The organism is Acinetobacter sp. G18, from assembly GCF_052660225.1.
In genome coordinates, this window is sequence record NZ_CP109658.1 from 3,399,969 (window position 1) to 3,426,854 (window position 26,886).

Consider the following 26,886-nt stretch of genomic DNA (forward strand, 5'->3'; position numbering starts at 1 on the left):
TTAAGACCCAAACTCTATAAACACACGTGATGAAAGATTAAGTTTAGTCAGCCTTAATATTTTAAAATATCACTCTGATTGAATATAAGACTTATAAAAATAATTATGATATACCTACCAGTATAATAATATTTAAGGATATTTCCGTGCTAGATCTCTCTCAAATTTTGGCATTCGGACTCATTTGCTTGGCGATGGTACTCACCCCAGGTCCAAACATGATTTATCTTATCTCTCGTTCCATTAGTCAGGGCAAAATCGCAGGTTTTATTTCCCTAGGTGGCGTTGCGGTTGGTTTTGTATTTTATATGCTTTGCGCTTCTTTCGGGATTACGGCGCTTGTGATCGCAGTTCCATATGCCTATGACACAATTCGTATTGTAGGTGCCATATATTTACTCTGGCTTGCATGGAAAGCCTTACGTCCAAATGCTGCGCCTATTTTCAGTGTAAAAGACTTATCTATCGATTCACCATTAAAATTATTTTTAATGGGCTTTTTGACAAATTTACTGAATCCAAAAATTGCAATTATGTATTTGTCTTTATTGCCACAGTTTATTCACCCACAACAAGGCAGTATTTTAGCGCAGTCTATTCAACTCGGGACCATACAAATTTTTGTAAGTGTTTCAGTAAATGCACTGATTGTGTTTTCTGCAGGTAGCATTGCTCTCTTTCTACAGCAAAAACCGCTTTGGGCAAGCATCCAACGCTGGATTATGGGGACGGTATTAGCCGGACTCGCTGTTCGTATTCTTTTAGAACACCGCCGATAACCTACTTTATTTTTCTTTACAGACTCTAAACCTTCAATTTATTCCTGTGTATTACGACGATAAATTCAGTTCGTGATACACTTTTGGCAGTTTTAACTTTTTAAATTTTTTATATCGTTATGAGCCAAAAGCAGCCTTATACGCCCGGTGAGTTTCAGTGGTCCTTTTTATTACCTAAATATTGGGGTGTATGGATTGCGATTACTTTCCTCATGCTTTTGGCTATTTTACCGTGGGCGATTCAATGGCGTTTGGCTCACGGGTTAGCAAATATCGCTTGGAAATATTTAAAATCTCGCCGCAAAACCACTATTCGCAATTTAGAAGTTTGCTTTCCCGAGTGGTCATCTGAAAAAGTACAGCAACAAGCAAAACAAGTTTTTGTAGATATGATGCTTGGTATTTTTGAGACATTAAATGCTTGGTATAAACCGTACTGGTTTAAAAACCGTGTCACGATTGAAGGTTTAGAGCACATTACTAACGCTCAAGCTCAGGGCAAAGGCGTTTTATTACTGGGAACTCACAGTACTTTGCTTGATGCTGGTGGTTATGTATGTGCTCAGTATTTTGAGCCAGATGTTGTATATCGTCCTCAAAATAATCCCCTTCTCGACATGCTGATTTATCGTTGTCGAGCAACGATTTACAAAGCTCAAATCGATCATGATGATATGCGGGGCTTAATTCGCCACCTTAAAGATGGTGATGCCATTTGGTATAGTCCCGACCAAGATTTCGGACTCAAACAAGGTGTTATGGCACCGTTTTTTGGAGTACCAGCTGCTACAGTCACGGCTCACCGTCGTTTATTAAAAATCTCAAAAGCGGTTGCTGTCCCTTTATATTTTTATCGTCATGGCGATGTACAGAACCCTAAATATCATATCTTGATTGAACCTGCGGTCGACAATATACCAAGCGAAGATGAAGTCGATGATGCAACCCGCATAAATAAGATTATTGAGAATCAGCTTCGCATCGCACCAACTCAATATATGTGGTTTCATCGTCGATTTAAGACACGTCCTGAGGGATATGAAGAGATCTATTAAATAATCTTCAGTAACGGCCGCACCGTAGTAATAAACATCTAAATAAACACCAGCATGTACTATCGTGCGAAGGCGACAAGGATGTCGCCCGTTGGACTACGACATCATGGATGTGTCGTTAGTCCAACAAATGGTTTTGTTACTTTTGCCAAAACAAAAGTAAGGAGTAAACTCCACCTATTAAATGAATAAACGGTAAAACACCGCTTTGCTACAACCTAAAGGCAAAAAACAATGAAAGTGATGCAACTTCTCCCAGAACTCAATAGCGGTGGCGTAGAACGCGGCACACTGGAAATTGCACGTGCACTGGTTGCACAAGGCCATCAATCTTTGGTTGTATCAAACGGCGGACGATTAGTGTCCCAACTTGAAGTTGAAGGTTCTAAACACTTAACTCTACCTATTCATAAAAAATCTTTATCGAGCTTGTGGCAAATCCGCCCTTTACGTCGACTTATTGAAGAGCATCAGCCCGATATTATCCATGTACGCTCACGTGTGCCAGCTTGGCTTACCCATTTTGCCTTAAAGGGAATACCAGCACATAAGCGCCCTCACCTCATTAGCACAGTACATGGTTTCTATTCGGTCAATCGTTATAGTGCGATTATGACTCAAGCTGAAAAAGTGATTGCCGTTTCTGACAGCGTAGTTAAATATATCACTGACCATTATAAAAACTGTCCACCACAAGATATTGTCCGGATTTATCGAGGAATTGACCCTGCTGCTTTCCCGCATAACTATCAACCTTCAGCACAGTGGTTTAATCAGGTTTTTAATGACTTTCCTGAACTCGAAAATAAATTTTTACTATGCTTGCCTGGTCGTATTACCCGCTTAAAGGGACATGAAAGCTTAATTGAGTTAATGCAACAACTTCAGTCGCAATATCCTCAATTACATGCTGTGGTTGTGGGTGGTGCCGATGCTAAAAAACAGGCTTATTTAAGTGAGCTGCAAAGCACCATTCAAAACAAAGGACTCGCAGATAAGATCACCTTTGTAGGACATCGCTCAGATATACGCGAATGGCTCGCTTTTAGCGACATCGTGCTCTCTCTATCCAATCAAGCAGAAACATTCGGTAGAACAGCATTAGAAGCGCTGTCAGTCGGTACGCCGGTGATTGGCTGGAACCGTGGAGGTGTTGCCGAGATTTTATCTAATGTATATCCACAAGGTCTTGTTGAAGCTGAAAATGAAAAAGCTTTAGTCGAAACAGTAAAATATCATATTGAACAACCTCAAACAGTTGCTCCTGTAACAATGTTCAGTTTAAAAGATATGTGCGATCAGACCCTTGAGCTATATCAAAGTGTATTAAAATAACGTAATAAAAAACCCGCGATGATCGCGGGTTTTTTATTAACTAAAAGAAAGCAGTCTTATTTAAATGTTGCTTCATAAGCAGCAGCTTTTTCATAGTCGTATTGTTTTTCCCATTTACTGATTACAAGTACTGCAAGCGCGTTACCTACAACGTTCAACGCAGTACGAGCCATATCCATAATACGGTCAACACCAGCAATAAATGCTAAGCCTTCTACAGGAATACCAACACTGCCTAATGTCGCTAATAACACAACAAACGATACGCCAGGAACACCTGCGATACCTTTAGAAGTAATCATTAGTGTTACAACCAAAATAACTTGTTGGCTGATTGACATTTCGATACCGTAAAGCTGTGCAATAAAGATTGCTGCAATACTTTGGTAAAGCGTAGAACCGTCAAGGTTAAATGAATAACCTGTTGGGATTACAAAACTAGAAATCGCTTTTGGCGCGCCATAAGCTTCCATTTTTTGCATGATACGCGGTAAAACTGTTTCTGAACTTGCAGTCGAATATGCCAAAATTAATTCATCTTTCAAGATCTTAAGCAAAGTAAAGATATTGATACTGAACATTTTTGCAGTTAAACCAAGTACCACTAAAGCAAAGAACAAGATTGCACCGTAAACCAATACAACCAATTTACCTAATGGAATAAGTGAAGCGAAACCGAAGTTTGCAACAGTTACAGCGATCAAACCAAATACACCCACTGGCGCATATTTCATGATGATGTGCGTTACACGGAACATTGTTTCCGATACAGCATGAAATACATTTAATAATGGGTCTTTAGTTGTAGCTGGTAATGAAGATAGACCAATACCAAAAAGTACAGCAAAGAAAATCACTGGTAACATTTCGCCATGCGCCATTGAACTAATAATGTTCGTTGGGATAAGCGATAATATTGTCTGCATGATGCCATGAGACTGTGACTGAACTTCTTCAGTTGTATGCTTATATTGAGAAATATCTGTTTGAACTAGCTGAGACATATCAATGCCTGAACCAGGGTGGAAGATATTCGCTGCAACTAAGCCAACCAAAATAGCAATAGTAGTAATAATTTCGAAATAGAGAATGGTTTTAAAACCAAGACGCCCTAGACTTTTTGTACTGCCTACACCAGCAATACCTAAAATCAATGTAGAGAAAACGATTGGAATAACAATCATTTTAATCAGGCTAATAAAGATCTTACCTAATGGAGTAAGAACGTTATTTACAATGCTATCTTTGATTTCAGGCTGATTATGTAAAACAGCCCCGACAACTATCCCTAGGATTAAAGCAATTAAAATTTGCCACGCAAGGCTAAATTTAAAATTCTTCATAAGACAATCCTTATGCACCGCAAAGTATCAAATATGAGAGGGAGAAGAACACTATTTTTATAGTGAAACCTCAATATGTACACTAATTTCCAAACAGAAATTTAAATGCACAAGCAAATCACAACCCGCCGATCCGGCGAAGTAAACAACAATGCCTGTTGACGATCCAACATGTCAACGATCGGCACATTCTATTGAGATTTGCCAATTAAACAAGTCCAATTTATACCTAAATAGATCAAAGCCTATATTTATTCTTCAATAATCTATAAAAACAAAAACTTATTTAAAAAAATTTTTGTATCTATTTTCATTGAAAAAGGGCTCGGATATATAAAAAAATTTATGGACTACTACCTATAATTAAATAGATTTTTAAATTAAGAGAACCTTAAAATATTTCTTTAATTTATAATTAATTAAATGGTATTTATATAAAATATCAACCCGAGTTCTGCGTCCTGCAAAACTCGGGTAAATGAGGTTGTGCTTTCAGGGTATATAATTCTTTTTATCGCTTCCGTTCTAACATCTTATCCGTGATGTCGTTCCATATCAGCTTAGTGCATCCTTACTTGGGATAATCCATTCCCGCTTCCGTGTGCCGATGAATGTAGAATACGGGTTTTAGCTCTCCCTGCCTATTGGACCTAGACTCAAATCTTTGTACGATATTGCTTACAACTCGCTTTTATATACTTTTCCCTTTATAAGGTTCTGTAATTTCATCAGTCACGACTTTTTCTTCTTTTTCAGCCTTAGCAATACCCTCTTGTATTGCAGCTTGGGCTTCTTTTGCATCTTCTTCAGTTTCTTCAACTTCTTCTTGAATCTGTTCAAATATTCGACCTGTTTGTAAAACCACATAAACAGGAAAATGGTCCGATCCAATATGAGATAAACGTTGCATCTTTATCAAACCAAAATCTGTGCTATGAAAGATATGATCAAGTGACCAGCGCAATAAAGGATAGTCTGCATGAAAAGTATTTATAAAATGTCGTCCAACACGCGGATCGAGCAACCCACTAATACGTTGAAATAAACGCGTTGTGCGGGACCATGCGACATCGTTTAGATCTCCCATCACGATACAACTTTCATCTAGATCTTTAATCTGATCTCCAACAATTAAAAGTTCTGCATCTCGTAGTGTTGAATCTTTTGCTTCAGTTGGACTAGGTGGTTTAGGGTGCAAACAGTAGAGCTGAACAGGCATACCAGAAGGCAAGATTACAGTGGTATGAATAGAAGGAATTTCATTACTTAGAATGAATTTAACCTCTGTATTTTTAAGAGGGAGTCGACTATATAAATGCATGCCATATAAGTTATCTAGAGGGACTGGCACACGGTATGAATAATCTTCTTCTATTTCTTTTAGAGCATTTTCCCAAGTCTTGTCACTTTCTAACGTCAATAATAAATCAGGTTTTAATGTCCGCACATGCTCAAGTAATAAATGATATTTATCATTAGATGTGAGTACATTAGAAACAATCAGTGAAATTTGCTTTTGAGGATCTAATTGCTTTGGTTTAACTTTTTTAACCTGCTTTTTCCAAAACAATGTATAAGGTAAAACCATTTTAAGTTGATAAGCAATTGCTGCGATAAGTACCGCAAGTAAAATCTCACGCCATAGATTCCATTCAGTTGGCCAAAACAACATGCCCATTAAAGCAATTAGCCCAACAAACAAAATTTGTAACCGTGGAAAATCAGCGCCTCGAAACCACCACTCATCACGAGGGATCAGTGACCAGAAAGTCAACCAAATCACTACTACAGACACAACTTCGATATAAATCATTGAAATTTCTCTTTTAAGATGATTTGTTTTTTAATGTTTTTGTCATCTTTATCAATTTTGTATGTAACATAAACAAGATATTCTACTCAATAAAATTGCTGTTTTGATTCTGTAACGCTTGCAGTTGTGAGCACTTTTGATACACTCAACTCCCCCTAACAATTTTAACGCACCGAGGCAAAATGACATGAAAGTAGGTCTGGTCGGTTGGCGCGGGATGGTCGGTTCCGTCCTTATGCAACGTATGGTTGAAGAGAATGATTTTGCTCATATTGAGCCATTCTATTTCTCTACCAGTAATGCAGGTGGTGAAGCTCCTTCATTTGGTGGTAAGACTGCTCCAGCACTTATGGAAGCTACAGACATTACCAGTCTGAAGCAAATGGATGTCATTATTACCTGCCAAGGTGGCGACTACACATCTGAAGTTTTCCCGCAGTTAAAAGCAACTGGTTGGGATGGCTACTGGATTGATGCAGCATCTACTTTACGTATGTCTGATGATGCAATCATCGTTCTTGATCCGGTTAACCTTAACGTGATTAAAGACGGTTTAGCGAAAGGTACTAAAACTTTCGTTGGTGGTAACTGTACCGTATCACTTATGTTGATGGGTGTAGGTGCACTTTTCCAAAACAATTTGGTTGAGTGGATGACTGCTATGACTTATCAAGCAGCATCAGGTGCTGGCGCACAAAACATGCGTGAGTTGTTAACAGGTATGGGTTACTTATACAACAATACCAAGACTTTGTTAGATGATCCTAAATCTGCAATTCTTGATATTGACCGCCAAGTTGCTGAGTTACAACGTGGTGAAGGCTTCCCTTCTGCGAACTTTGGTGTGCCACTTGCGGGCTCATTAATTCCTTACATTGATAAACAGCTTGAAAGCGGTCAATCTAAAGAAGAATGGAAAGGTCAAGTTGAAACCAACAAGATTTTAGGTAACTCTCAAATCGTTCCTATTGATGGTCACTGTGTTCGTATCGGTGCAATGCGTTGCCACTCTCAAGCATTAACGATCAAACTGAAAAAAGATGTTCCGCTTGATGAGATCGAAGATATGATTCGTAACTCAAACCAGTGGGCTAAAGTTGTACCAAATACACGTGAAGCATCGATGACCGATCTTACACCTGTAGCTGTGACTGGTACCTTAACTGTACCTGTAGGCCGTTTACGTAAACTCAATATGGGTAAAGAGTATCTCGGTGCATTCACAGTAGGCGATCAGCTACTTTGGGGTGCTGCTGAACCTTTACGTCGCATGTTACGTATTTTAGTTGAATACAAAAGCTCATAATTTGACCTGAATTATTCAGTCAAAATAAAAAGCCGATCACATTTGATCGGCTTTTTTCGTAACTGGTTTGTGAAAAATTAACAATTTATTTACATTTCATTATTGTATAATTTTGAACGACTTTACGACTGATCAGGTCATGGATTGAGATGACTGCATATAACAAATTAAAAATTGCCATTTTCACCATTATGTCTTCGCCTTGTGTTTATGCGATTACATTAGATCCTATTCAAATTCAATCTGCACCTGGGGAATTACTTTATGCAGAAATGAATTTTCAGCAAGCGGATCCTAACACTCCCTTGCAAGTCAGTTTAGCCACTCAAGAAGATCTCAATGGTTTGGGAGTCACTCACCAACCTCCTGGTAGTCTAAATTTTTATACACGTCAAAATGGCCAAGGTTCTGGCGTTATTGTAATTACCTCATCTCGTCCTATTATTGATCCCGAACTGAATATTGTCGTAAAAGTCAGTGAGGGTAATGCAACTCGCCTTCAACATATTAAAACCGTTTTAAAGCCATCGCCTATCAAAAAGGTCGCTGCTAACGAAACTCCACTTTCACCACAATTTATCGTAAATGAAAAAGACATTGCGTTAAACCTACCTGAAAGTACTCATTATACACCTGCTGAAACAGCAACACCTGTAGCCGAAACTACAGCTAATGAGCGTAATCTAAACATTAGCACTGGAACTGCTCCTGCTTTGAATAACTCGGCTCCAGCAACGCCTTTTACCGAAAAACCTGCGACTCAAGCACCACAGCAAACTATCGCAGCAATGAGTAATGAACCATCTGCTGTAGAAAAACAGCCTGCCGCTTCTCTTAAACCGAGCAGTGACAATCAAACAACTACAGTCAAAAAAGCGGCTCAACCTAAGCCTGCTCAACAAAAAAATGCATTAAGTAAAAATACACCGAAAAAGCAGAAAATCAGTACTTATAAAGGTCCAGCCCCTGCAGGCAAATATGTCGTGCAGCGTAATGAATCTTTATGGACTATTGCCAATCGTATTGCAGCACAGACCAAACAACCTGTGGCTAAAGTCATGCGAGATATCCAAGCTCAAAACCGACATGCTTTTATTCAAGGTGATGTAAACCGTTTACGTCAGGGAATTTCACTAAACTTAACAACAGCAAATACAGCTAAGACTTCACATACAAAATCTAAATCGAGTGAAACTAACTTAGCAAAAGCATCTTCTGGTAGAGCTAAATATCGCTTACAACAAGCAGAAATGAGCATTGTGGCAGAGAACAGCCCAAATTCTACTCATGGAAGTGCAAAAAAGAGCACACAACAAGGTCAAAACAATACTGAGTTAGCAGTAAAAGTTATGACAACTCGCAAAAAAACCGTTACATTACAAAGGAATGTAACCAAACTAAATCAAACTTTAAGTTTAAAAGACCAACGTATTCAACTTCTGAATGCGCGTTTGGCAGAGTTACAACAGCAGTTAAAAGCACAGCAACAAACTCACAAGCAAAAACATTAAGTTAAAATCAGAGTTAGCTCGCTTTATATTGCAAAATTTTATTTTTTAAGGGGAAAGTAATGTTATATGTGATTCCGTTTATCATATTACTCGTGGTCGCCGTTGTTTTAAAAAAGCGTGAGAATGGCCAAAAACAAGAGACCACCTCCCCAAAAAGTATAAGTAAAAAATCGGGCAAAAAAGCGAGTGGTAAATCGAGTAAAAGCTCGCGCGAAAAAAGTAAAGCCAATGTAGTTGAAGAAGTCGCTCCTGCTCTTCCACAAAGTAGTCCTGTACCTGAGGCTGTTCGTCAAAATATTCTACAGCTCATTCAAGAAAAACAGTTTTCAGCAGCTGAAGCTCAAGTCAATCAGGCACTAAAAAAAGACAACACCCAGCATGAATTGTATTTATTACTTCTTGAAGTTCATATTGCTCAAAAAGATGAATTTGCGATTCAACAACTTATTAGCCACATTCGCAGCTTGGCATTAAATGAAATAGCGATTAAAGCAGAAGCAAGACAAAAAGAATATGAGTCATCAAGACAACCTGATGCTATTGATTTTCCTCAAGCTAAAGCACATGAAGAACCACAAGCTATATCGGACACAACTGCTCAGTTTGACCAATTAACAACAAGCTCTTCTGAGACTTCTTTTGATGACTTGCAGAAAGACTATGCTCCTGTAAAACAAGAACCTGCTGTTGAAGTTGAACCTTTAGAGTTTAACTTTTCATTTGAAAAAACTGCAACTACAGAAAATACCAGCCAACCTGTAGATGAACCAGAAGTATCAACATCTCAGCAAGTATCCGAAGTATCTTCATCTCAAGAAACAAATGAGCTAGCTGATTTAGAGTTTTCTTTTGATTTGGCCCCTCAGCATGAAACTGAGGAAAAAACTCAAGCAATAGAGGTAAAAGCAGATCAAGAGAGTAGCGTCAATGCATTAGATTTCAACCTTGACTTAAATCCTTCAAGTTCAGAGACGAAATCTGTTGAACAAGCTACATCATTAGATGAACTTACACTCGTAGAACAAGCGCCATTAGAAGCGACTTCGATCGCACCTCTTGAGTTTTCGTTAGATGAGCCTGCCTTAGTTACAGCACCAGAGCTTGAAACTCAAAATTCTATAGATGTAGTCAATGAAGTAGTTACGCAAGCTCAAATAGAAGATCCACTTCTAGAGGCTTTTCCAGAATTAAAACAAGTAAATGAAAATGAACTCGACTTAAAGTTGGCTGAGCAATACATTAAGTTTGGAGCGAACCAAGCAGCACGCAATTTACTACAGGCTGATGAGCAAAAATTCAACACAGAACAACAACAACATGCGAAAAACCTACTTAATCGCATAGCTTCTTAGAACTGTTCGATTTACCATAAGCAGTCAGAGATGACTGCTTTTTTATGCCTGCAAAAATATGAAAAAAATAGCCTTATTTTATATGGGTGGTACTTTTGGTTGCATTGGTGAACCTTTAGCGCCTATGCCTTACGACCAATTCTTACCTCAACTTGAAAAAGTGATTCCCCCACACTTAACAGTCGACTGCTTTGCTGCACCCAATATTGTCGATAGCAGTGCATGTACGGCACCTGATTGGTTACGCCTCATTCAACGCATACAACAACTACAACTTGAAGGCTATCAACATTTCGTTGTTATTCATGGTACAGATACACTCAGTTATGCGGCTGCAACCCTAGCCCGCTTTTTAGGCCAAAGCTGTCATATTGTAATTACTGGTAGCCAATACCCGTTACTTAATATTCAAGGTGATAATACTCGTGAATTTACTGATGCAATTGAGAACTTATATCTTGCATTAGAACAAGTGATTAGCTTACCTGTAGGTGCTTATCTTGCATTTCATCATCAAGTATTCCATGCACAAACTGCATTAAAAACTCATACGACTGAACTCGATGCATTTTCAGGTTTAAGTAGTGAAGTTGACTTTACACCTCAGCAAAATGAATTGATCGTTCAAGATGCTCAAATTGAAAAAGCTGCTTCATTCCAGATTTTAAACTGGATGATGCAACCGATTGCAACACAGCACTTGGTACAACAGTTACGTCACTTACTTCCTGCCCCACCACACTTTTTGGTGTTACAAGGCTTTGGTACAGGCAATATTGCAGTAAACCCTGAACTATTGGCAACATTAGATGAACTGTATGCTCATGGTTGTGTTCCAATCTTGGCGACACAAGTGACCTTTGGCGGCATTGACCAACGTTATGCCATTAGCGCTTGGGCTAAAACTGCAAAAATTGTCATTAATGATGCACATAGTCATGCAGATCTTTATGCAAAAGCACTTCAAATCTATTTAAAATACCCAACCCCAGAACAATGGTTCAGCCATTGGAATGAAAATTTGCATTAAATAGAGGTAAAGCTATGCAACGTTATGCGGTCGGTATTGAGTTTAGCGGAGTTCAATATCGAGGTTGGCAAACACAACAGCCAGGCGTTGCCAGCGTTCAGGAAACGATTGAACGTGTACTCAGCAAAATTGCAGATGAACCTATTGCACTTCATGGTGCGGGTAGAACAGATGCAGGTGTACATGCAACCAATATGGTGGCACATTTCGATACGAATGCCATTCGACCAGAAACGGGATGGTTAAGAGGAGCAAATAGCCAGTTACCTAAAGATATTTCCATTCAATGGATTAAAGTGATGGATGAAAATTTTCATGCACGCTTTAAGGCGACGGCTCGACGTTACCGCTATGTTATTTATAACGCTCCTTGTCGCCCAGCCCTTTTACATAAACAGGTCACGCACATTTACCAACAGCTAGATGTGCAAAAGATGATTAAAGCTGCCAGTAAATTTGAAGGGACGCATAACTTTGAAACCTTTCGCGCAGCAGCATGCCAGTCCAATAAACCTGTACGACATGTAACGCATTGCCGTCTATTTGAACATGGTCGCTACTTGGTCTTAGATATTCAAGCAGATGGTTTTTTACACCATATGGTACGCAATATTGTCGGATGCTTACTCGAAATTGGTCAAGGTATGTATGAAATAGACCATATCGATGCGATGTTTGCGGCACAAGATCGTAAAGCAGCAGGAGTCACTGCTCCGCCTGACGGCCTCTACTTTATTCAATGTTATTATCCTGAGCAATTTGACTTGCCACAGCCACCACTTGGCCCATATTGGTTAAACCTACCTGAGTAGGCTTAACCAATTTTAGTATTTAACGATGCTGTTTACGCTTACGGTACTCAACGGGCGTTTCATTGGTCCAGCGTTTAAACGCACGATAGAATGTACTTGGTTCAGAGAAACCCGTTAAATACACAATACGCTCTACGCTCTCACTGGTATTTGCCAAAAGTTTTTTAGCCAAACGACAGCGATAGTCAGAAAGTATTTGCTGGAAACTGGTATTCGCTTCGCTTAACTGTGTGCGTAAACGGCGCGGTGTAATATTTAATTGTGCTGCTACAGTTTCTAGCGTGGTTTCTCCACTTTCCAGTGTCGAACCAATCGCACGGCGAACTTCGCCCACTAAATCATAACGAGCCAGTTCTTGTAACTTTTCAATTGCGAGCTGCTCATGCAATTGCAATAGTTCAGGTTCTGCCTGCCAAAGCTGGAAATCTAAAATGGCAGGATCAAAATATAGTCTTGTTTCTTTCTGACCTAAACTTACTGGGCAGCCATAAACACGGAAATATTCATCTTCAGAAGCACCTTCACTGAAATTAAAATCGATGAAGATTGGATGAAATTGCCCTTCGGTAATAAATTTGAAGAATCGAAGCACACCTGAAATCGCACATTCTGAAAAATGACGATTAACAAGATTATCAGCACCAATTTGTTCACCATTGGTCAAATAACAACGTCCATCTTCGACGACCAGTTTTGCATCAAATGCATCACTAATGAGACGTTGGTAAGCCAAAGCTCGCTTAAGCCCTTCACCAAAGGTTTCACTACTAATAAATAAGTGTTCAATGACCTGACCACGGTATAAAGGCAAATGTTCACCTAAATGCAAACCGATGTCTGGGTCTTTACTGACTTCCTGAGCTGCAGTCCAAAAGGCATACTGTGCACTTAAAGGAGTACGTGCATTGGTATCGACCTGATTTAAAGCGACTCCCGCTTTAGTTAATATTTCTTCCGTTGGCAATCCTGCACGACGAATTGCTTGATAGCCAAAACGTAATACAACTGATGCATCTGTTAGCTGACCCACGCAGTGCCCTTCCATGTAGATACTTCATTGATACTTAGGAGCTGTTGACTCTTTTTTCATGAACAGTCCCTAATAACTATGATTTTAGATTAGCGTTGATTGACCAAACTGACAACAGAATTAGAGTTGTTTTGTGAAAAAAATTACATCTTTTTTTACTAGTCATAGTTTAACCAGATGCTTTAACAAGAAGATGTCTATCTTGTTTTTTTTAAATAAATTGACTATAATTTGCGCCTTTCCAATTTGATCATCAGGTAGGCTATGGCCAATAAAGAGGAACTCATTGAGTTCGAAGGCGTTGTCACCGAAACGCTTCCTAATACGATGTTCCGTGTACGTCTTGAAAACGGTCACGAAGTTATTGCACACATTTCTGGTAAAATGCGTAAACACTATATCCGTATTCTTACTGGCGACAGTGTGAAAGTCGAAATGACTCCATATGACTTAACTAAAGGTCGTATTACGTACCGTGCTCGCTAATTAGTGAATGCAAAAAAGCCACATCATGAAGTGGCTTTTTTATTGCGTTATTTATTCACTTAATCGACTGGTTTTACAACCAACTGTTTGGCATTCACGTAATCTTTCTTGTAGCCAATGGTTTCTTTCCTGCGTTGTCTGTAAACGACACTGCACGTCTACACTATTTCTATTTGAATCTGTACATTCAGCATCACGTTGACGTATCCAAGCAAGCTGAGACTTCTTAAGCGTACTTCGTTGCGCTGTATTCAATTTTGCTCTTAATGCCTGATAGTTTTTATTTAGATCAGCATCAGCACTCGCATAGATTTTATTTGTACAGTAAATATCATCATAGGTATTACGAGTAGTGTCACAATTATCGGCATATACCGCTGTTATTCCGAAGCTGCATAAAAGTGCTAAAAGTATTTTTTTCATCATGTTTTCCTTAAGTTTTTTACGAAATAATTATAAAGGCTTTTGGATATGAGCATGGATTGCTAGATAAACTCATCCTCCATTTATCATAAACTTCCTTTTTTTCTTTACAAGCTCAGCAATCCAACCTACCGTTATCTAATAATAAATATAATTTGATAGAGAGAAAAATGAATATACAGACCCTATGTCGAATAAGTTTGCTCTCAGTGATGCTTATTTATTTGAACGGTTGTGCAACTGATCCACACCAATCTGTCGGCTTACAGGAATATTTAAAAGGCTTTCTGGGTAAGTCATCTACCACCATTCAACAAGAACTAAACTTACGCGGTCTCGGTTTTCAAATTGCTCATGTTCCACAGAAAACACCAAATCAACTCATCTACACAATTTTACGGCCATTAAGTATCCCTATTCCTATGGTGAATAATCTGGAAATGGGTGGCAATCCCGTTCCTATTCAATCGGGGGCTTTAGGGAGCAATTCTTACGATATTAATTTTAGTTGCAAAGTTATTTTTCAGCTTAAAAATGATATCGCTGAATCAATCCAATATCAGGGCAAAGCCTGTTAAAACCTTTCAACAATAAAAAAACGCGGCTTAGAGCCGCGTTTTTTAGCAAAGTAGCAATTAAGCAAGAGCAGCAACGACCGCTGCACCCATCTCGGCTGTACCTACTTTCGTCATGCCTTCAGACATAATATCAGCTGTACGGAAACCTTGATCAAGTACTTGTCCTACTGCATCCTCAATTGCTTTAGCAGCAGCTTCTTCACGGAAGGTATAACGAAGCATCATTGCAACTGAAAGAATCGTTGCTAATGGGTTTGCTACATTTTGACCCGCGATATCAGGTGCCGAACCATGACAAGGTTCGTACATGCCTTTGCCACTTTCATCTAAAGATGCTGATGGCAACATACCGATTGAACCTGTAAGCATTGCTGCTTCATCAGACAAGATATCGCCAAACAAGTTACCAGTAACAATCACATCAAACTGTTTTGGCGCACGGACAAGCTGCATTGCTGCGTTGTCTACATACATATGTGAAAGTTGAATATTTGGATAGTTCGCTTGCTGTAAGTCAGTAACCGTTTGCTTCCAAAGCTCTGTCACTTCTAAAACGTTTGCTTTATCTACTGAACAAACTTTACCACCACGTAATCCTGCAAGTTCAAAAGCCACTTTTGCAATGCGTTTAATTTCACTTTCAGAATAAACGTCAGTGTTATAGCCTTGTTTTTCACCATTTTCGAGTTCACGAATACCACGTGGCTGACCAAAGTAGATACCACCAGTAAGTTCACGAACAATTAAAATATCTAAGCCAGCAACAATCTCAGGCTTTAAGCTAGAAGCATCGGCTAATTGTGGGTATAAAATCGCTGGGCGCAAGTTAGCAAACAAGTTAAGTTCACTACGAATTTTTAAAAGACCACGTTCAGGGCGAATAGAACGTTCAATGGTGTCCCATTTTGGTCCGCCAACGGCACCTAATAAAATGGCATCAGCTTTCTTTGCTTGCTCGCTTGTTACAGCTGGGTACGGTTCACCATGAGCATCAATCGCTGCACCACCCAATAGGCCATGTTCCCAAGTCAACGACAAATTAAATTTTTCATTTACTTTATTTAATACTTTTTCTGCTGCCCCAACAATTTCAGGACCAATACCATCGCCAGCCAAAATTAAAATCTGTTTAGACATGAAGTTTTCCATTTTCAAAGACAAGACAGCGTTATGACTGTCGTGGTGTTAGTTTTTTCTGTTCGAGAAATTCACCGAGTCCTGTGGTTACATCAAATGGTCGACAAAAACGGCGAATGACACGCCCATCCTGCTCTAAGTCAACACATAATGGATCTGGTACAGAAACATTGAGCAAACTGCCCGAACGGTTAGATTTGTCTCGGTACATTTTAAACATATAGCGATGATTAGCTTTAAATTGGTGAATAACATGGATCGTTTCTGCCCGATCTGGAGAAATCGGATAAAAACGAATGACCACTTCATATTGCTTAGCAGGTACAGACAGATACAAACTATTGCTTTGACTCAACAGCGAACCATTTAATCTCACAATTCCTTGATGAATTGCTTGATTACTAATTCTGCGTGTCTGTGCATCAACGACAGTAATATCATTTAGTCGTTCGAATTCGCAACTTTTTGCACCCGAACAATATATTGCTGCATTCTGCCCCAAATTTTCGTGTTTGGCCTGCTTAATACGAACAGTATCGACCACATTGTAAGTGCTCTGACAAGCACTAAGTGTTATTGCGCACAGGCCCAACAAAAAGCTATGAGTAACGTTCCTCTTCATTGTTCAAGCCCAATCCTCATCTAGTGCATAATTTTAAGGTGTTTTTATGCTTTAGCATGTTAGCAAGAGTTTGAACACGACGCCATGACTATGTTTAAAATGTACCAAAAGGTTAATTTATCTCTTGGAATACCCAAGGACGAACCTGTTTAGTTTTTTCTTCATAAGTGCGAATTGCATCTGCATTTTGAAGAGTTAAGCCAATATCATCCAAGCCATTTAACAAGCAATGCTTACGAAATGGATCTACCTCGAATTTAAATGCTTCGCCATTTGGTGTGCGAACTTCTTGCACAGCTAAATCAATAGTTAATTGATAACCTTCATTCGCAGCACATTCTTTAAATAACTGATCAACAATGTTCTCAGGCAAAATGACTGGCAACATGCCGTTTTTAAAACAGTTATTAAAGAAAATATCCGCAAAACTTGGTGCAATAACAGTACGGAAACCATATTCGTTTAATGCCCAAGGTGCATGCTCACGACTTGAACCACAACCAAAGTTAGTACGAGCAATTAAAACAGTTGCCCCTTGATAACGTGACTGATTCAAAACAAAGTCAGGGTTCTTTGGGCGTACTGAGTTATCTTGACCCGGGTAGCCTTCATCTAAATAGCGAAGTTCATCGAATAAGTTGTCGCCAAAACCAGTACGTTTAATCGATTTTAAAAACTGTTTTGGAATAATCAAATCTGTATCGACATTGGCACGATCTAATGGTACAACGATACCTTGTTCAACTGTATAAGCTTTCATGGTTTGCTCCAGACCGAATTAAAATGAACGAACGTCAACAAAATGACCCGCGATCGCAGCAGCCGCTGCCATTGCCGGACTCACCAAATGAGTACGACCACCATTACCTTGACGACCTTCAAAGTTACGATTTGATGTCGACGCACAGTGTTCACCCGGTTGTAACTTGTCTGCGTTCATTGCTAAACACATTGAACAACCCGGTTCACGCCATTCAAAGCCAGCTTCCAAGAAAATTTTATCCAAACCTTCTTTTTCTGCCTGTTGTTTAACTAAACCAGAACCCGGAACAATCATCGCTTGCTTAATGCTAGAAGCCACTTTACGGCCTTTAACCACTTCAGCAGCAGCACGAATATCTTCAATACGTGAGTTAGTGCAAGAACCAATAAACACACGATCAAGTTGAATATCACCCAATGCTTGACCTGCACTTAAACCCATATATTGATACGCACGCGTCCAGTCACTACGTTGTACGTCATCTTTGGCTTGTTCTAAGGTTGGTACAGCTTTCGACACTGGAATCACCATCTCAGGTGAAGTACCCCAAGACACTTGTGGTTCAATCTCTGCACCATTTAATTCAACAACTGCATCAAAAACAGCATCATTGTCTGAATGCAAAGTGTTCCAGTAAGCAACCGCTTGTTCCCACTGCTCACCTTTTGGTGCGTAGCTACGGTCTTTTACGTATTCAATAGTCTTATCATCAACTGCAACCATACCAACACGTGCACCAGCTTCAATCGCCATGTTACATACCGTCATACGTCCTTCAATCGACATATCACGGAAAACTTGACCACCGAACTCAATTGCGTAACCCGTGCCGCCTGCAGTACCGATTTTACCGATAATCGCCAACACGACATCTTTTGGTGTTACACCCTTACCTAAAACGCCATCAACACGAACCAACATATTTTTTGATTTTTTCTGAATCAAACATTGTGTCGCTAAAACGTGTTCAACTTCAGATGTCCCAATACCATGTGCCAAACAACCAAAGGCACCGTGAGTCGCTGTATGCGAGTCACCACATACCACCGTCATGCCCGGTAAAGTTAAGCCCTGTTCAGGACCAACAACATGCACAATACCTTGACGAATATCATTAATGCCAAATTCAACAATATTAAAAGCCTTACAGTTATCATCTAAGGTTTGAACCTGAATACGAGATGTATCATCTTCAATACCTGCAATGCCCTGATCACGTTCTTTTTTAGATGTTGGAACGTTGTGGTCTGGTGTAGCCACGTTTGCGCTTAAACGCCACGGTTGACGACCCGCAAGTTGCAAACCTTCAAATGCTTGTGGACTTGTTACTTCATGCAATAAATGACGGTCGATATAAAGTAAGCACGAACCATCATCACGCTCTGTAACTACGTGGTCATCCCACAATTTGTCATATAAAGTTTTGCCTGCCATGTCGTCTTGCTCCATTGGACTGGGTAATTCTAATCTTTCTTCGATTATAGCCAGAGTTTTACATAAATCTAATTTATCATTTTTATAAATTAGAAAACTTTTAGGAATCATTCCCGTGTTTATTTATATTGCTCAAAAATATTTAAATCGATTTTGCTAATGATTATCATTTGCATAATCCATTTTTAATCTTATACTCTCATCTCTATACTAAAAATATCAAATATAGGTAGAGAGAATGATGATGGCTAATATTCAAAAATTCGTTTTAAAAAACCAACGTACATTAAAGAAAACCTTAAGTTACTACATTATGCATATTACGGTAGCAATGCTAGTCGCGTACTTTGTAACAGGTAACATTTGGATGGCTTTAACCTTAAGTATGTTAGAACCAACCGTACAAGCATTTGCATTTTTCTTTCATGAAAAAGTATGGGCAGCAAAAGACCGCCGTATATCAGCTTTAGACGAAAAAGAGACAACTGCTTAGGTTAAGATTAATACGCGAAATCACAAGTTTATAGAACGTTTAGCTGCAAGCATGATACGATTTTGGCTTGGCGACTTTAGCCTCTCTCGATTTTTCTATTCCAAGTAGAGTTGTATTATGAATCTTGCAGCCTTTGAAGCTTTTGTAAAAGTTATGGAAACAGGGTCTATCTCTGTGGCTGCAGATCAACTCTTTATTACCCAGCCAGCTGTAACCAAACGTATTCATAGTCTCGAAGAATACTTCGGCGTAAAGCTATTTGAGTCGGCAGGACGTGGGGTTCAAGCTACTCATGCTGCACATTCGTTATTACCAAAAGTCAAAAACTGGTTAAATGAACTTAAAGATATTCACCACACACTGAGTCATGAACAAACGCAAATACAAGGCCGTTTAAAAGTCGGTACGAGTCACCATATTGGTTTACATCATTTACCTGCACCACTTAAGCATTTTGTTCAGCAGTTTCCTCAAGTCACGCTTGACGTGCATTTTGTTGACTCTGAACAAGCACACGAACAGGTCCTTGCTGGTGATTTAGAACTTGCATTTTTAACGCTTCCTCCTTCAGGAGATGAGCGTCTTAACTACATTACCATCTGGAATGACCCTTTAGTTTTTGTAGCTGCCCCATTTCATCCATTGGCACAGCAAAAGAATTTGACCTTACAAGACTTAATCGAATACCCAAGCTTATTACCAGCTGCACAGACTTATACGGCTCAAATCACTTTGGCTGAGTTCGAAAAACAAGGGCTTAAACCCAAAATCACCATGAGTAATAATCCACTAGAGTCTATTCGTATGTTGGTGTCGATTGGTTTAGGTTGGTCAGTTTTACCAAAAACTCTACTGAATCAGGATATGCAGCAGCTTGATTTAGATGTCGAGATGAATCGCCAATTAGGTATGGTATGGCACCCTGCACGTACTCAATCTAGAGCTATGCAAGAGTTGATTAAAATGATGCAGGAATAACTGTATTAATGACTATATTTTTTAAAAAGGATATAAATCAAAACTGCGAAAGGCAGTAGTAAAAACAGAACTCCCCAACTGAAAAATATAGCAGCAAAAATAATTCCACCAATTGCACTCATAAACAGTAAGGCAATGATATAAATAAATAATTCACCAAAAATAGTGGCAATCAGCTGGGCGATAAACTCTTCAAAGAAATTATTACTGCTTTCATTTTTAGTACGTCTGTTTTTAGCCATGCTATTTTAATTAATAAAGTCATATATTGATCGGAAATGATACTGTAAATATATACCCTTTACTCTACTATCATTACACTTTTCACTTAAGATTCATGATCGTGAATAATCAATATTCAAAGATAATTAAAATTGGTTTATACGGATTCGTAGCTTTAGCTCTCTTAATTCTTGCAACATTGATCTGGTTTAAGCCGATACGTGTTGTTTTCGCACATCATCTTTCACTATTACATTGTGAAGATCATGTCTGTGTAGATGATGCAAAGACAGAACCTCTTGCAAAGACACTTTATAATCGTTCATTACAAGAAACCCAAGATAAAGTAGGTGCTTTTCATCAACAGCCCACTATGGTTTTTTGCTCAACTCTAGAGTGCGCAAATACCTTTGGTATGGGAAAAGCAGCCGCGAAAGCAGTTGGTAATTTGGGATTATTAGTTGCACCGCGCGGCTGGAAAGATTTCTACATCACCCATGAACTTATTCATCATCGACAAGCCGAAGAATGGGGAAATATTGCAATGCTGACTAAACCTAAATGGCTGGTAGAAGGCATGGCTTATAGTTTAAGTGATGATCCACGCCCTACTTTATCAGAGCCCTTTCAGCAATGGCGGGCTCAATTTAAGCTTTGGCATCAACAAAACCCTAATCCAAATATTTGGTATACCACTGGCAAAGTTAAGTAATTTATTAAAGCGCATCATCTCCAGCGAGCTGAATCCGACTATCAGCAATTTCATTCATAAATTGCTGATAGTCGTTTAAATTACGCTCTGCATATTCCTCTGCATAGGTTTGCAATACGTCTATAATCGTATCGCCCTCTCCAAGATATCCCATAAGTACATCTGCATTTCCAGATTTTGCATGGGCATGCGCTAAAGCTAAGCCACAATCTTCAGCATACTTATAGAAATACTCCTCATCCATGTCATTAAGATTAAAAGAGATTTTCATATCACGTAACTGACGTACATGAAAATGTTGAGTTGATATTGAGGAAAATCCAAGAAATATATCACTTGCGGCCTGCATCAGTTGCTGGCCATGTATTACACGTTCACCTTCGTGATTTACTTTTTCTACAAATAACGGACTAAGAATTGATGGATTCGCTTCTTTCATTTGTAAAATCAACGGCTCCCGATCTGCATCTTGAAATAATGCAATCGCAGATCTGGTACCAACACTTCCAATACCAACCACTTTAAAAGCCACATCTGTACATTGATAACGATCAAAAAGGACTTGGCGATCATATTTCAAAGAATCACGGTATTGTTGAAAGAATACATCAACATCTTTACTAAATGGTTCATCTGCACTTGGGTGCCATAATAACGGTGCATCATCTACAAAATGACGTAAACCTGTCTCTTGGTCTTGCTGTGTAAGCTTTGGCAAAACAGAATACACCGTTTTTTTCTGCGCTGAATTAATATCCTTTTCGCTTTTCTTTCTGAGTTTTCGACATTCAGTATTTTCTAATAAGGTAATGGCATCAATTTTTTCATACCAAACTTGTAGTGGTGAAAGTTTTGCACTTTCTAATAAGTGCTGACGGTAACTATTCAGCATTATTTTAATTGCCCTTAAACCCACCTTATCTGCAAGATTAATATCACGAGCTGCAATCACAAAACTGGTTGCTAAACGCTTTACGTCCCATTCAAACGGAGCAACTAAAGTTTCATCGAAATCATTAATTCCAAATAACAGGTTACGTTCTGGACTTGCAAAACCACCAAAATTACTTAAATGACAATCACCACAAATTTGCTGAAATAAACCTGTATTTATTTGCTCCCATGCTTGGTCAAATAACATCAAAGAAGGCATGCCACGATAAAATGTAAACGGTGAAACACTCATCCGTTTTGCACGAATCGGTTTGAGTTTCTCTAACCTTCCTTGGTTACTCCAATCATAGATCGTTAAAGCAGTTGTATCTTTTGGTCGTTCAGAAAGTTTTGACAACTGTTCACGCGGTACTTTTTTACGTTGAGCCTTACCTAATTTAAAGCCTTCACTTTTACTCAGTAATTTTCCCTGATAGCGATGGCGTGTTAAATCAACACTTTGATCATTCCAAAGTTGTTTTGGTAATTTAATCTGTGGTGCTTTTGACATTATTACCTCATTTTTAAAATTTATTTTTGTTGAACTTATCAATATTTATTTTTGGATTAGGATTTTCAAGAAATATAAAAAATCATTTAAATATAACAAATGAAGAGTTGGAAGACCTTAAATACCGCATAGCTCTTCCAACTCGATCATCTTAAATCGACCAGTCCTGAATTTCCCAGTTGTGCTCTTGAGCTAACTTTTCTAGGCGATCATCCGGATTTACGGCAATCGCATGCGTTGCATATTCAAGTAAAAAACGGTCATTGATTGAATCTGAATATGCCCAAGACTCAGAGACGCTACGCCCAGCTAACCAGTCGTCAAGACGTGCTAGTTTACCTTTTTGATAACATGCCAAGCCCGCAACTTTACCGGTATATTTTCCGTCAGCCACTTCAGCATTGGTCGCTAAAATTTCAGTAATACCAAATTCACGGAAAATTGGCGCGGTAATAAAATCACTCGTTGCAGTAATACCCACAATGGTATGACCTAAGTCTTGATGTTTCTTAATCGCATCGAAGCCTTTAGGACGCATTTGTGGACGAATCACTTTTTGCATGAACAATTGGTGAAGCTCTGTTAAGTAGCTATTGTCATGTTTTGTTAAGAAACCAAAAACGAATTCATTATAAGCATATGGGTCAAGTTGCCCTGCTTTGTAATCTTCATAAAATTTATCATTCATCTGACGATGATGAACCGGATCAACCAAACCTTCATTGACTAAAAATTCACCCCACGAGTGGTCTGAATCGGTATTTAACAAGGTATGGTCTAAATCAAACAACGCCAGTTTCATGAAAATTCTCGTTTAAACTGAAATTTAAGAAAAAAAATGTAAATCTATCTCCGCTAGTCGATAGAAATTCGTTAAGATCGTAGCAATTTAAACATTTTACTTTGATCTTTTCGAGCTGGACATAAAAAAGTGTTTGTCCCCGCGATTAAAGTCAACGATATAGATAAATATTTAGGTAGCCAAATGATCGACTCAGAAGGTTTCCGACCCAATGTCGGGATCATTTTGGCAAACGATGATGGACAAGTTTTATGGGCAAAGCGCATTGGTCACAATGCTTGGCAATTTCCACAAGGAGGCATCCAGTTTGGAGAAACCCCTGAACAGGCACTTTTTCGAGAACTGAGAGAAGAAATCGGCTTATTGCCCGAACATGTCCAGATTATTGCGCAAACCAAAGGATGGCTGCGTTATCGTTTGCCACATCGGTACATTCGGTCAGACTCTGACCCTGTATGTATCGGACAGAAACAAAAATGGTTTTTACTGAAGTTAACTGCACCTGCAAAAAACATTCAGTTAAACCTCTCTGACCCGCCCGAATTTGACGAATGGCAGTGGGTTAGCTATTGGTATCCTCTTGGTCAAGTGGTGAACTTCAAGCGTGATGTTTACCGCAAAGCCATGGTGGAGTTGTGTACACAGTTGCCGTTGCAACAATTACCCTAAAAATCATTTATCTAGCAAATGATTTTTATTAAAAGTGCTGTTATAAATACATTCATAGTCTAAAAAATACTGGAGTATACATCCATGTCAAACATGCAACTCGACACTCTAAGACGCATTGTCCAAGAGATTAATGCGTCCGTGAGTTTGCATGAATCGTTAGACATTATGGTCAATCAGGTTGCTGAGGCCATGAAAGTGGATGTTTGCTCTATTTATTTACTCGATGAACGCAACCAACGATATGTCTTGATGGCCTCAAAAGGCTTAAATCCAGAATCTGTTGGTCATGTCTCATTGCAGATAGGTGAAGGCTTGGTCGGTTTGGTTGGGCAACGTGAAGAAATTGTTAACCTTGACAATGCCCCAAAACATGAGCGCTTCTTGTATTTACCTGAAACGGGCGAAGAAATTTATAACTCATTCCTCGGCGTACCTGTCATGTACCGTCGTAAGGTTATGGGCGTTTTAGTTGTCCAAAATAGACTTCCTCAAGACTTTAGCGAAGCAGCCGAATCCTTTTTAGTTACGCTCTGTGCTCAGCTTTCTGGGGTGATTGCGCATGCTCACGCGGTTGGCAACATCGATGTATTTCGTAAACCAAGTAATGGGCCTGCCTATAAAACCTTCCAAGGTGCGTCAGGTGCAGGTGGTGTTGCTTTAGGTCGTGCCATTATTTTGTATCCACCTGCAGACTTAGGTGCAGTACCTGACCGTGAAGCAGAAGATATTAGTCACGAACTTCGTCTTCTAGATCAAGCGATTTCATCAGTTCGTTCAGAGATCCGTTCTTTAGACGAAAAAATGCATGATTCACTCATGGCAGAAGAACGCGCTTTATTTAGCGTTTTCTTAAGAATGCTAGATGAAAATGCATTACCCGCAGAAATTAAAGATCTGATTCGTGATGGTCATTGGGCACAGGGTGCTGTACGTCGTGTCATTGAAAAACACACTGCCCTATTTGCACAAATGGAAGATGATTATCTTCGCGAACGCGTTTCCGACCTTAAAGATTTAGGCCGACGTATTTTAGCGTGTTTACAAGAAGAAGATTCTAGCCACCGTGAACTCAGCCCAGACAGTATTTTAATTGGTGAAGAAATTAGTACTGCTGCGCTCGTGGAATTACCGGTCGATAATATCGCTGCTATTGTAACCTCAGAAGGTGCTGCTAACTCGCATATGGTAATTGTGGCACGCGCATTGGGTATTCCAACAGTGGTTGGGGTCACTGAACTACCTGTTAACACGCTTGATGATGCAGAAATGATTGTGGATGCTTATCAGGGCCGAGTTTTTGTAAACCCGCCACGTCGTTTACGTCAACGTTATAAAGAAATTCAAAAAGAAGATGAGCAAATCGCAAAAGATCTCAAGCAATACGAGACCAAAGAAGCGATTACTCCAGATGGTGTATCTGTTCAACTTTATGTAAATACAGGTCTCATGATTGATGTCGTTCGCGGCGTACAACGTGGTGCGCAAGGTGTAGGTCTATACCGAAGTGAAATTCCATTTATGTTGCGGGAACGCTTCCCAGGTGAAGAAGAACAACGTGCTATCTATCGTCAACAGTTGAGTCACTTTGCCAATAAGCCTGTGGTGATGCGAACCCTCGATATTGGTGCCGATAAAGACTTACCATACTTCAGTATCGAAGAAGAAAACTCGGCATTAGGATGGCGTGGTATCCGTTTTACACTCGACCATCCAGAGATTTTCTCGGCGCAAATTCGTGCAATGCTTAAAGCAAGTATTGGCTTAAATAATTTGCATATTCTCTTGCCAATGGTAACGACAGTCAGTGAAGTCGAAGAAGTACTTTATTTACTTGAACGCGATTGGATCGCTGTGCAAGAAGAAGAACAGGTTAAGATTACCAAACCAAAAATCGGGATTATGGTAGAGGTACCAAGCGTACTGCTACAAATTGATGAGTTTGCTGAACTTGTCGATTTCTTCTCGGTTGGTTCAAATGACTTAACTCAATACTTGCTTGCAGTAGACCGTAATAATCCGCATGTGGCCAGCGTATATTCACACTTCCATCCCTCTATTTTGCGTGCCTTGAGCCGACTGGTGAAGGAATGTCACAAGTACCAAAAACCAGTAAGTATTTGCGGTGAGATGGCGGGTGACCCGTTATCAGCAATCTTACTGATGGCAATGGGCTTTAATACCCTTTCTATGAGTTCAAGTAACATCTTGCGTGTCCGTAAAGCAATTTGTCATGTACCCATGACAGATGCCCAAAAGTTACTTGATGATGTGATGAAAATGAATAACCCACTTATTGTAAAAAGCTGGCTTGAGTACTACTTTAAAACGCATGGTTTAGCCGATATGGTTAAATCTAACCGTCTTGTCACCGTATAAATACGGAAAAAAAGGAGAGTTTTAACTCTCCTTTTTTATTGAACTATTTTTTAGGTTTTCTCTTTTATTTTCAGATTCACATTTACCGTACTCAACAATTTTACTTCACCGTTGAAATCGGTTTTACCTATTAATATAGCCAATTTAATCCATTTGAAAAATAAATATTCAGATTTTAGTATATTTAAAGAACGAAGTTTAAAGATATTGCGATGTTTCAATGATTAAGGAGCTCATGCTATGCATCATTATTTGCAAAAGTCGAACCATTTTCCCTCTTGTTTTTTAGTCTTCATGCAGTAAATTGAAGGAATAATAAACAAAGGAAACTTATGTAGTATTGAATAAAAATGATGAGCTAACATAACAGTGAAAAAA

At 39.1% G+C, this 26,886-nt stretch carries 26 protein-coding genes; 15 read left to right on the top strand and 11 right to left on the bottom strand.

What is annotated here, in order from left to right; genetic code table 11:
- Nucleotides 1-146: 146 nt before the first annotated feature.
- The 3 genes from NE363_RS16080 (at nt 147) to NE363_RS16090 (ending at nt 3,169) form a co-directional block, all read left to right on the top strand.
- Entirely contained in the window at nt 147-779 is a 633-nt protein-coding gene (locus NE363_RS16080; protein ID WP_445535448.1) for a LysE family translocator, read from the top strand.
- A gap of 119 nt (nt 780-898) precedes the next feature.
- Complete coding sequence (lpxL, locus tag NE363_RS16085; RefSeq protein WP_445535449.1) at nt 899-1,834, top strand: LpxL/LpxP family Kdo(2)-lipid IV(A) lauroyl/palmitoleoyl acyltransferase; 936 nt, start codon at nt 899-901, stop codon at nt 1,832-1,834.
- A gap of 234 nt (nt 1,835-2,068) precedes the next feature.
- The gene (locus tag NE363_RS16090; protein WP_445535450.1) at nt 2,069-3,169 is read left to right on the top strand and encodes a glycosyltransferase family 4 protein; all 1,101 of its coding nucleotides are present in this window, start codon (nt 2,069-2,071) and stop codon (nt 3,167-3,169) included.
- 56 nt (nt 3,170-3,225) lie between these two features.
- Here NE363_RS16090 and gltP read toward each other — a convergent pair whose 3' ends face one another.
- On the bottom strand, nt 3,226-4,512 hold the full coding sequence (gltP, locus tag NE363_RS16095) for a glutamate/aspartate:proton symporter GltP (protein ID WP_004698899.1): 1,287 nt from the start codon (nt 4,510-4,512) through the stop codon (nt 3,226-3,228).
- A gap of 691 nt (nt 4,513-5,203) precedes the next feature.
- Nucleotides 5,204-6,325, bottom strand: a complete 1,122-nt coding sequence (locus NE363_RS16100; RefSeq protein WP_445535451.1) for an endonuclease/exonuclease/phosphatase family protein — start codon at nt 6,323-6,325, stop codon at nt 5,204-5,206.
- 187 nt (nt 6,326-6,512) lie between these two features.
- Here NE363_RS16100 and asd point away from each other — a divergent pair, with 187 nt between their 5' ends.
- The 5 genes from asd (at nt 6,513) to truA (ending at nt 12,336) form a co-directional block, all read left to right on the top strand.
- The gene (asd, locus tag NE363_RS16105; protein ID WP_002053322.1) at nt 6,513-7,631 is read left to right on the top strand and encodes an aspartate-semialdehyde dehydrogenase; all 1,119 of its coding nucleotides are present in this window, start codon (nt 6,513-6,515) and stop codon (nt 7,629-7,631) included.
- A gap of 149 nt (nt 7,632-7,780) precedes the next feature.
- Nucleotides 7,781-9,142 carry a type IV pilus assembly protein FimV gene (locus NE363_RS16110; protein ID WP_445535452.1) on the top strand — a complete coding sequence of 454 codons (1,362 nt, stop codon included), beginning with the start codon at nt 7,781-7,783 and terminating at the stop codon, nt 9,140-9,142.
- Between the two features lie 59 nt (nt 9,143-9,201).
- The gene (locus NE363_RS16115) at nt 9,202-10,494 is read left to right on the top strand and encodes a hypothetical protein (protein ID WP_445535453.1); all 1,293 of its coding nucleotides are present in this window, start codon (nt 9,202-9,204) and stop codon (nt 10,492-10,494) included.
- A gap of 58 nt (nt 10,495-10,552) precedes the next feature.
- Complete coding sequence (locus NE363_RS16120) at nt 10,553-11,524, top strand: asparaginase (RefSeq protein WP_445535454.1); 972 nt, start codon at nt 10,553-10,555, stop codon at nt 11,522-11,524.
- Between the two features lie 14 nt (nt 11,525-11,538).
- A complete protein-coding gene (gene truA, locus NE363_RS16125) occupies nt 11,539-12,336 on the top strand; it encodes a tRNA pseudouridine(38-40) synthase TruA (protein WP_445535455.1) in 798 nt (265 codons plus the stop codon).
- A gap of 19 nt (nt 12,337-12,355) precedes the next feature.
- On the opposite strand, the gene NE363_RS16130 is transcribed toward truA, so the two are convergent.
- The gene (locus tag NE363_RS16130) at nt 12,356-13,366 is read right to left on the bottom strand and encodes an AraC family transcriptional regulator (protein WP_004883404.1); all 1,011 of its coding nucleotides are present in this window, start codon (nt 13,364-13,366) and stop codon (nt 12,356-12,358) included.
- A 264-nt stretch (nt 13,367-13,630) separates the two neighbouring features.
- On the opposite strand from NE363_RS16130, the gene infA reads away from it, so the two are divergent.
- Nucleotides 13,631-13,852 carry a translation initiation factor IF-1 gene (infA, locus tag NE363_RS16135; protein ID WP_001284370.1) on the top strand — a complete coding sequence of 74 codons (222 nt, stop codon included), beginning with the start codon at nt 13,631-13,633 and terminating at the stop codon, nt 13,850-13,852.
- A gap of 51 nt (nt 13,853-13,903) precedes the next feature.
- Here infA and NE363_RS16140 read toward each other — a convergent pair whose 3' ends face one another.
- Complete coding sequence (locus tag NE363_RS16140) at nt 13,904-14,278, bottom strand: lysozyme inhibitor LprI family protein (protein ID WP_077169087.1); 375 nt, start codon at nt 14,276-14,278, stop codon at nt 13,904-13,906.
- 167 nt (nt 14,279-14,445) lie between these two features.
- On the opposite strand from NE363_RS16140, the gene NE363_RS16145 reads away from it, so the two are divergent.
- The gene (locus NE363_RS16145) at nt 14,446-14,853 is read left to right on the top strand and encodes a hypothetical protein (protein WP_445535456.1); all 408 of its coding nucleotides are present in this window, start codon (nt 14,446-14,448) and stop codon (nt 14,851-14,853) included.
- A gap of 57 nt (nt 14,854-14,910) precedes the next feature.
- On the opposite strand, the gene leuB is transcribed toward NE363_RS16145, so the two are convergent.
- From leuB to leuC, 4 genes are all read right to left on the bottom strand, one after another.
- Nucleotides 14,911-15,990, bottom strand: coding sequence for a 3-isopropylmalate dehydrogenase (gene leuB / locus NE363_RS16150; protein WP_077164956.1), 1,080 nt, complete (start codon nt 15,988-15,990; stop codon nt 14,911-14,913).
- A 31-nt stretch (nt 15,991-16,021) separates the two neighbouring features.
- Complete coding sequence (locus tag NE363_RS16155) at nt 16,022-16,612, bottom strand: hypothetical protein (RefSeq protein WP_004698919.1); 591 nt, start codon at nt 16,610-16,612, stop codon at nt 16,022-16,024.
- A 112-nt stretch (nt 16,613-16,724) separates the two neighbouring features.
- Entirely contained in the window at nt 16,725-17,372 is a 648-nt protein-coding gene (gene leuD / locus NE363_RS16160) for a 3-isopropylmalate dehydratase small subunit (protein ID WP_445535457.1), read from the bottom strand.
- Between the two features lie 18 nt (nt 17,373-17,390).
- Nucleotides 17,391-18,809: a 3-isopropylmalate dehydratase large subunit gene (gene leuC / locus NE363_RS16165; protein WP_445535458.1), complete on the bottom strand. Its 1,419-nt coding sequence runs from the start codon at nt 18,807-18,809 to the stop codon at nt 17,391-17,393.
- A gap of 238 nt (nt 18,810-19,047) precedes the next feature.
- Between leuC and NE363_RS16170 the strand changes: the two genes are divergently transcribed.
- Nucleotides 19,048-19,302 carry a DUF2061 domain-containing protein gene (locus NE363_RS16170; protein WP_347913940.1) on the top strand — a complete coding sequence of 85 codons (255 nt, stop codon included), beginning with the start codon at nt 19,048-19,050 and terminating at the stop codon, nt 19,300-19,302.
- A gap of 117 nt (nt 19,303-19,419) precedes the next feature.
- Nucleotides 19,420-20,280, top strand: a complete 861-nt coding sequence (locus tag NE363_RS16175) for a LysR family transcriptional regulator (protein ID WP_191015875.1) — start codon at nt 19,420-19,422, stop codon at nt 20,278-20,280.
- A 5-nt stretch (nt 20,281-20,285) separates the two neighbouring features.
- Here NE363_RS16175 and NE363_RS16180 read toward each other — a convergent pair whose 3' ends face one another.
- On the bottom strand, nt 20,286-20,522 hold the full coding sequence (locus tag NE363_RS16180) for a hypothetical protein (protein ID WP_151749194.1): 237 nt from the start codon (nt 20,520-20,522) through the stop codon (nt 20,286-20,288).
- A 95-nt stretch (nt 20,523-20,617) separates the two neighbouring features.
- Between NE363_RS16180 and NE363_RS16185 the strand changes: the two genes are divergently transcribed.
- Nucleotides 20,618-21,214 carry a hypothetical protein gene (locus tag NE363_RS16185; RefSeq protein ID WP_445535459.1) on the top strand — a complete coding sequence of 199 codons (597 nt, stop codon included), beginning with the start codon at nt 20,618-20,620 and terminating at the stop codon, nt 21,212-21,214.
- A gap of 4 nt (nt 21,215-21,218) precedes the next feature.
- Here NE363_RS16185 and NE363_RS16190 read toward each other — a convergent pair whose 3' ends face one another.
- Both NE363_RS16190 and NE363_RS16195 read right to left on the bottom strand, forming a co-directional pair.
- Nucleotides 21,219-22,658 (bottom strand): DUF2252 domain-containing protein, encoded by a 1,440-nt coding sequence (locus NE363_RS16190; protein WP_445535460.1) that lies wholly within the window; start codon nt 22,656-22,658, stop codon nt 21,219-21,221.
- A 151-nt stretch (nt 22,659-22,809) separates the two neighbouring features.
- Nucleotides 22,810-23,460: an HAD family hydrolase gene (locus NE363_RS16195; protein ID WP_032048122.1), complete on the bottom strand. Its 651-nt coding sequence runs from the start codon at nt 23,458-23,460 to the stop codon at nt 22,810-22,812.
- A gap of 183 nt (nt 23,461-23,643) precedes the next feature.
- Between NE363_RS16195 and NE363_RS16200 the strand changes: the two genes are divergently transcribed.
- Together NE363_RS16200 and ptsP are read left to right on the top strand one after the other, a co-directional pair.
- Nucleotides 23,644-24,129, top strand: coding sequence for an RNA pyrophosphohydrolase (locus NE363_RS16200; protein WP_019458019.1), 486 nt, complete (start codon nt 23,644-23,646; stop codon nt 24,127-24,129).
- 84 nt (nt 24,130-24,213) lie between these two features.
- A complete protein-coding gene (ptsP, locus tag NE363_RS16205; RefSeq protein ID WP_077162801.1) occupies nt 24,214-26,508 on the top strand; it encodes a phosphoenolpyruvate--protein phosphotransferase in 2,295 nt (764 codons plus the stop codon).
- Nucleotides 26,509-26,886 lie beyond the last annotated feature (378 nt).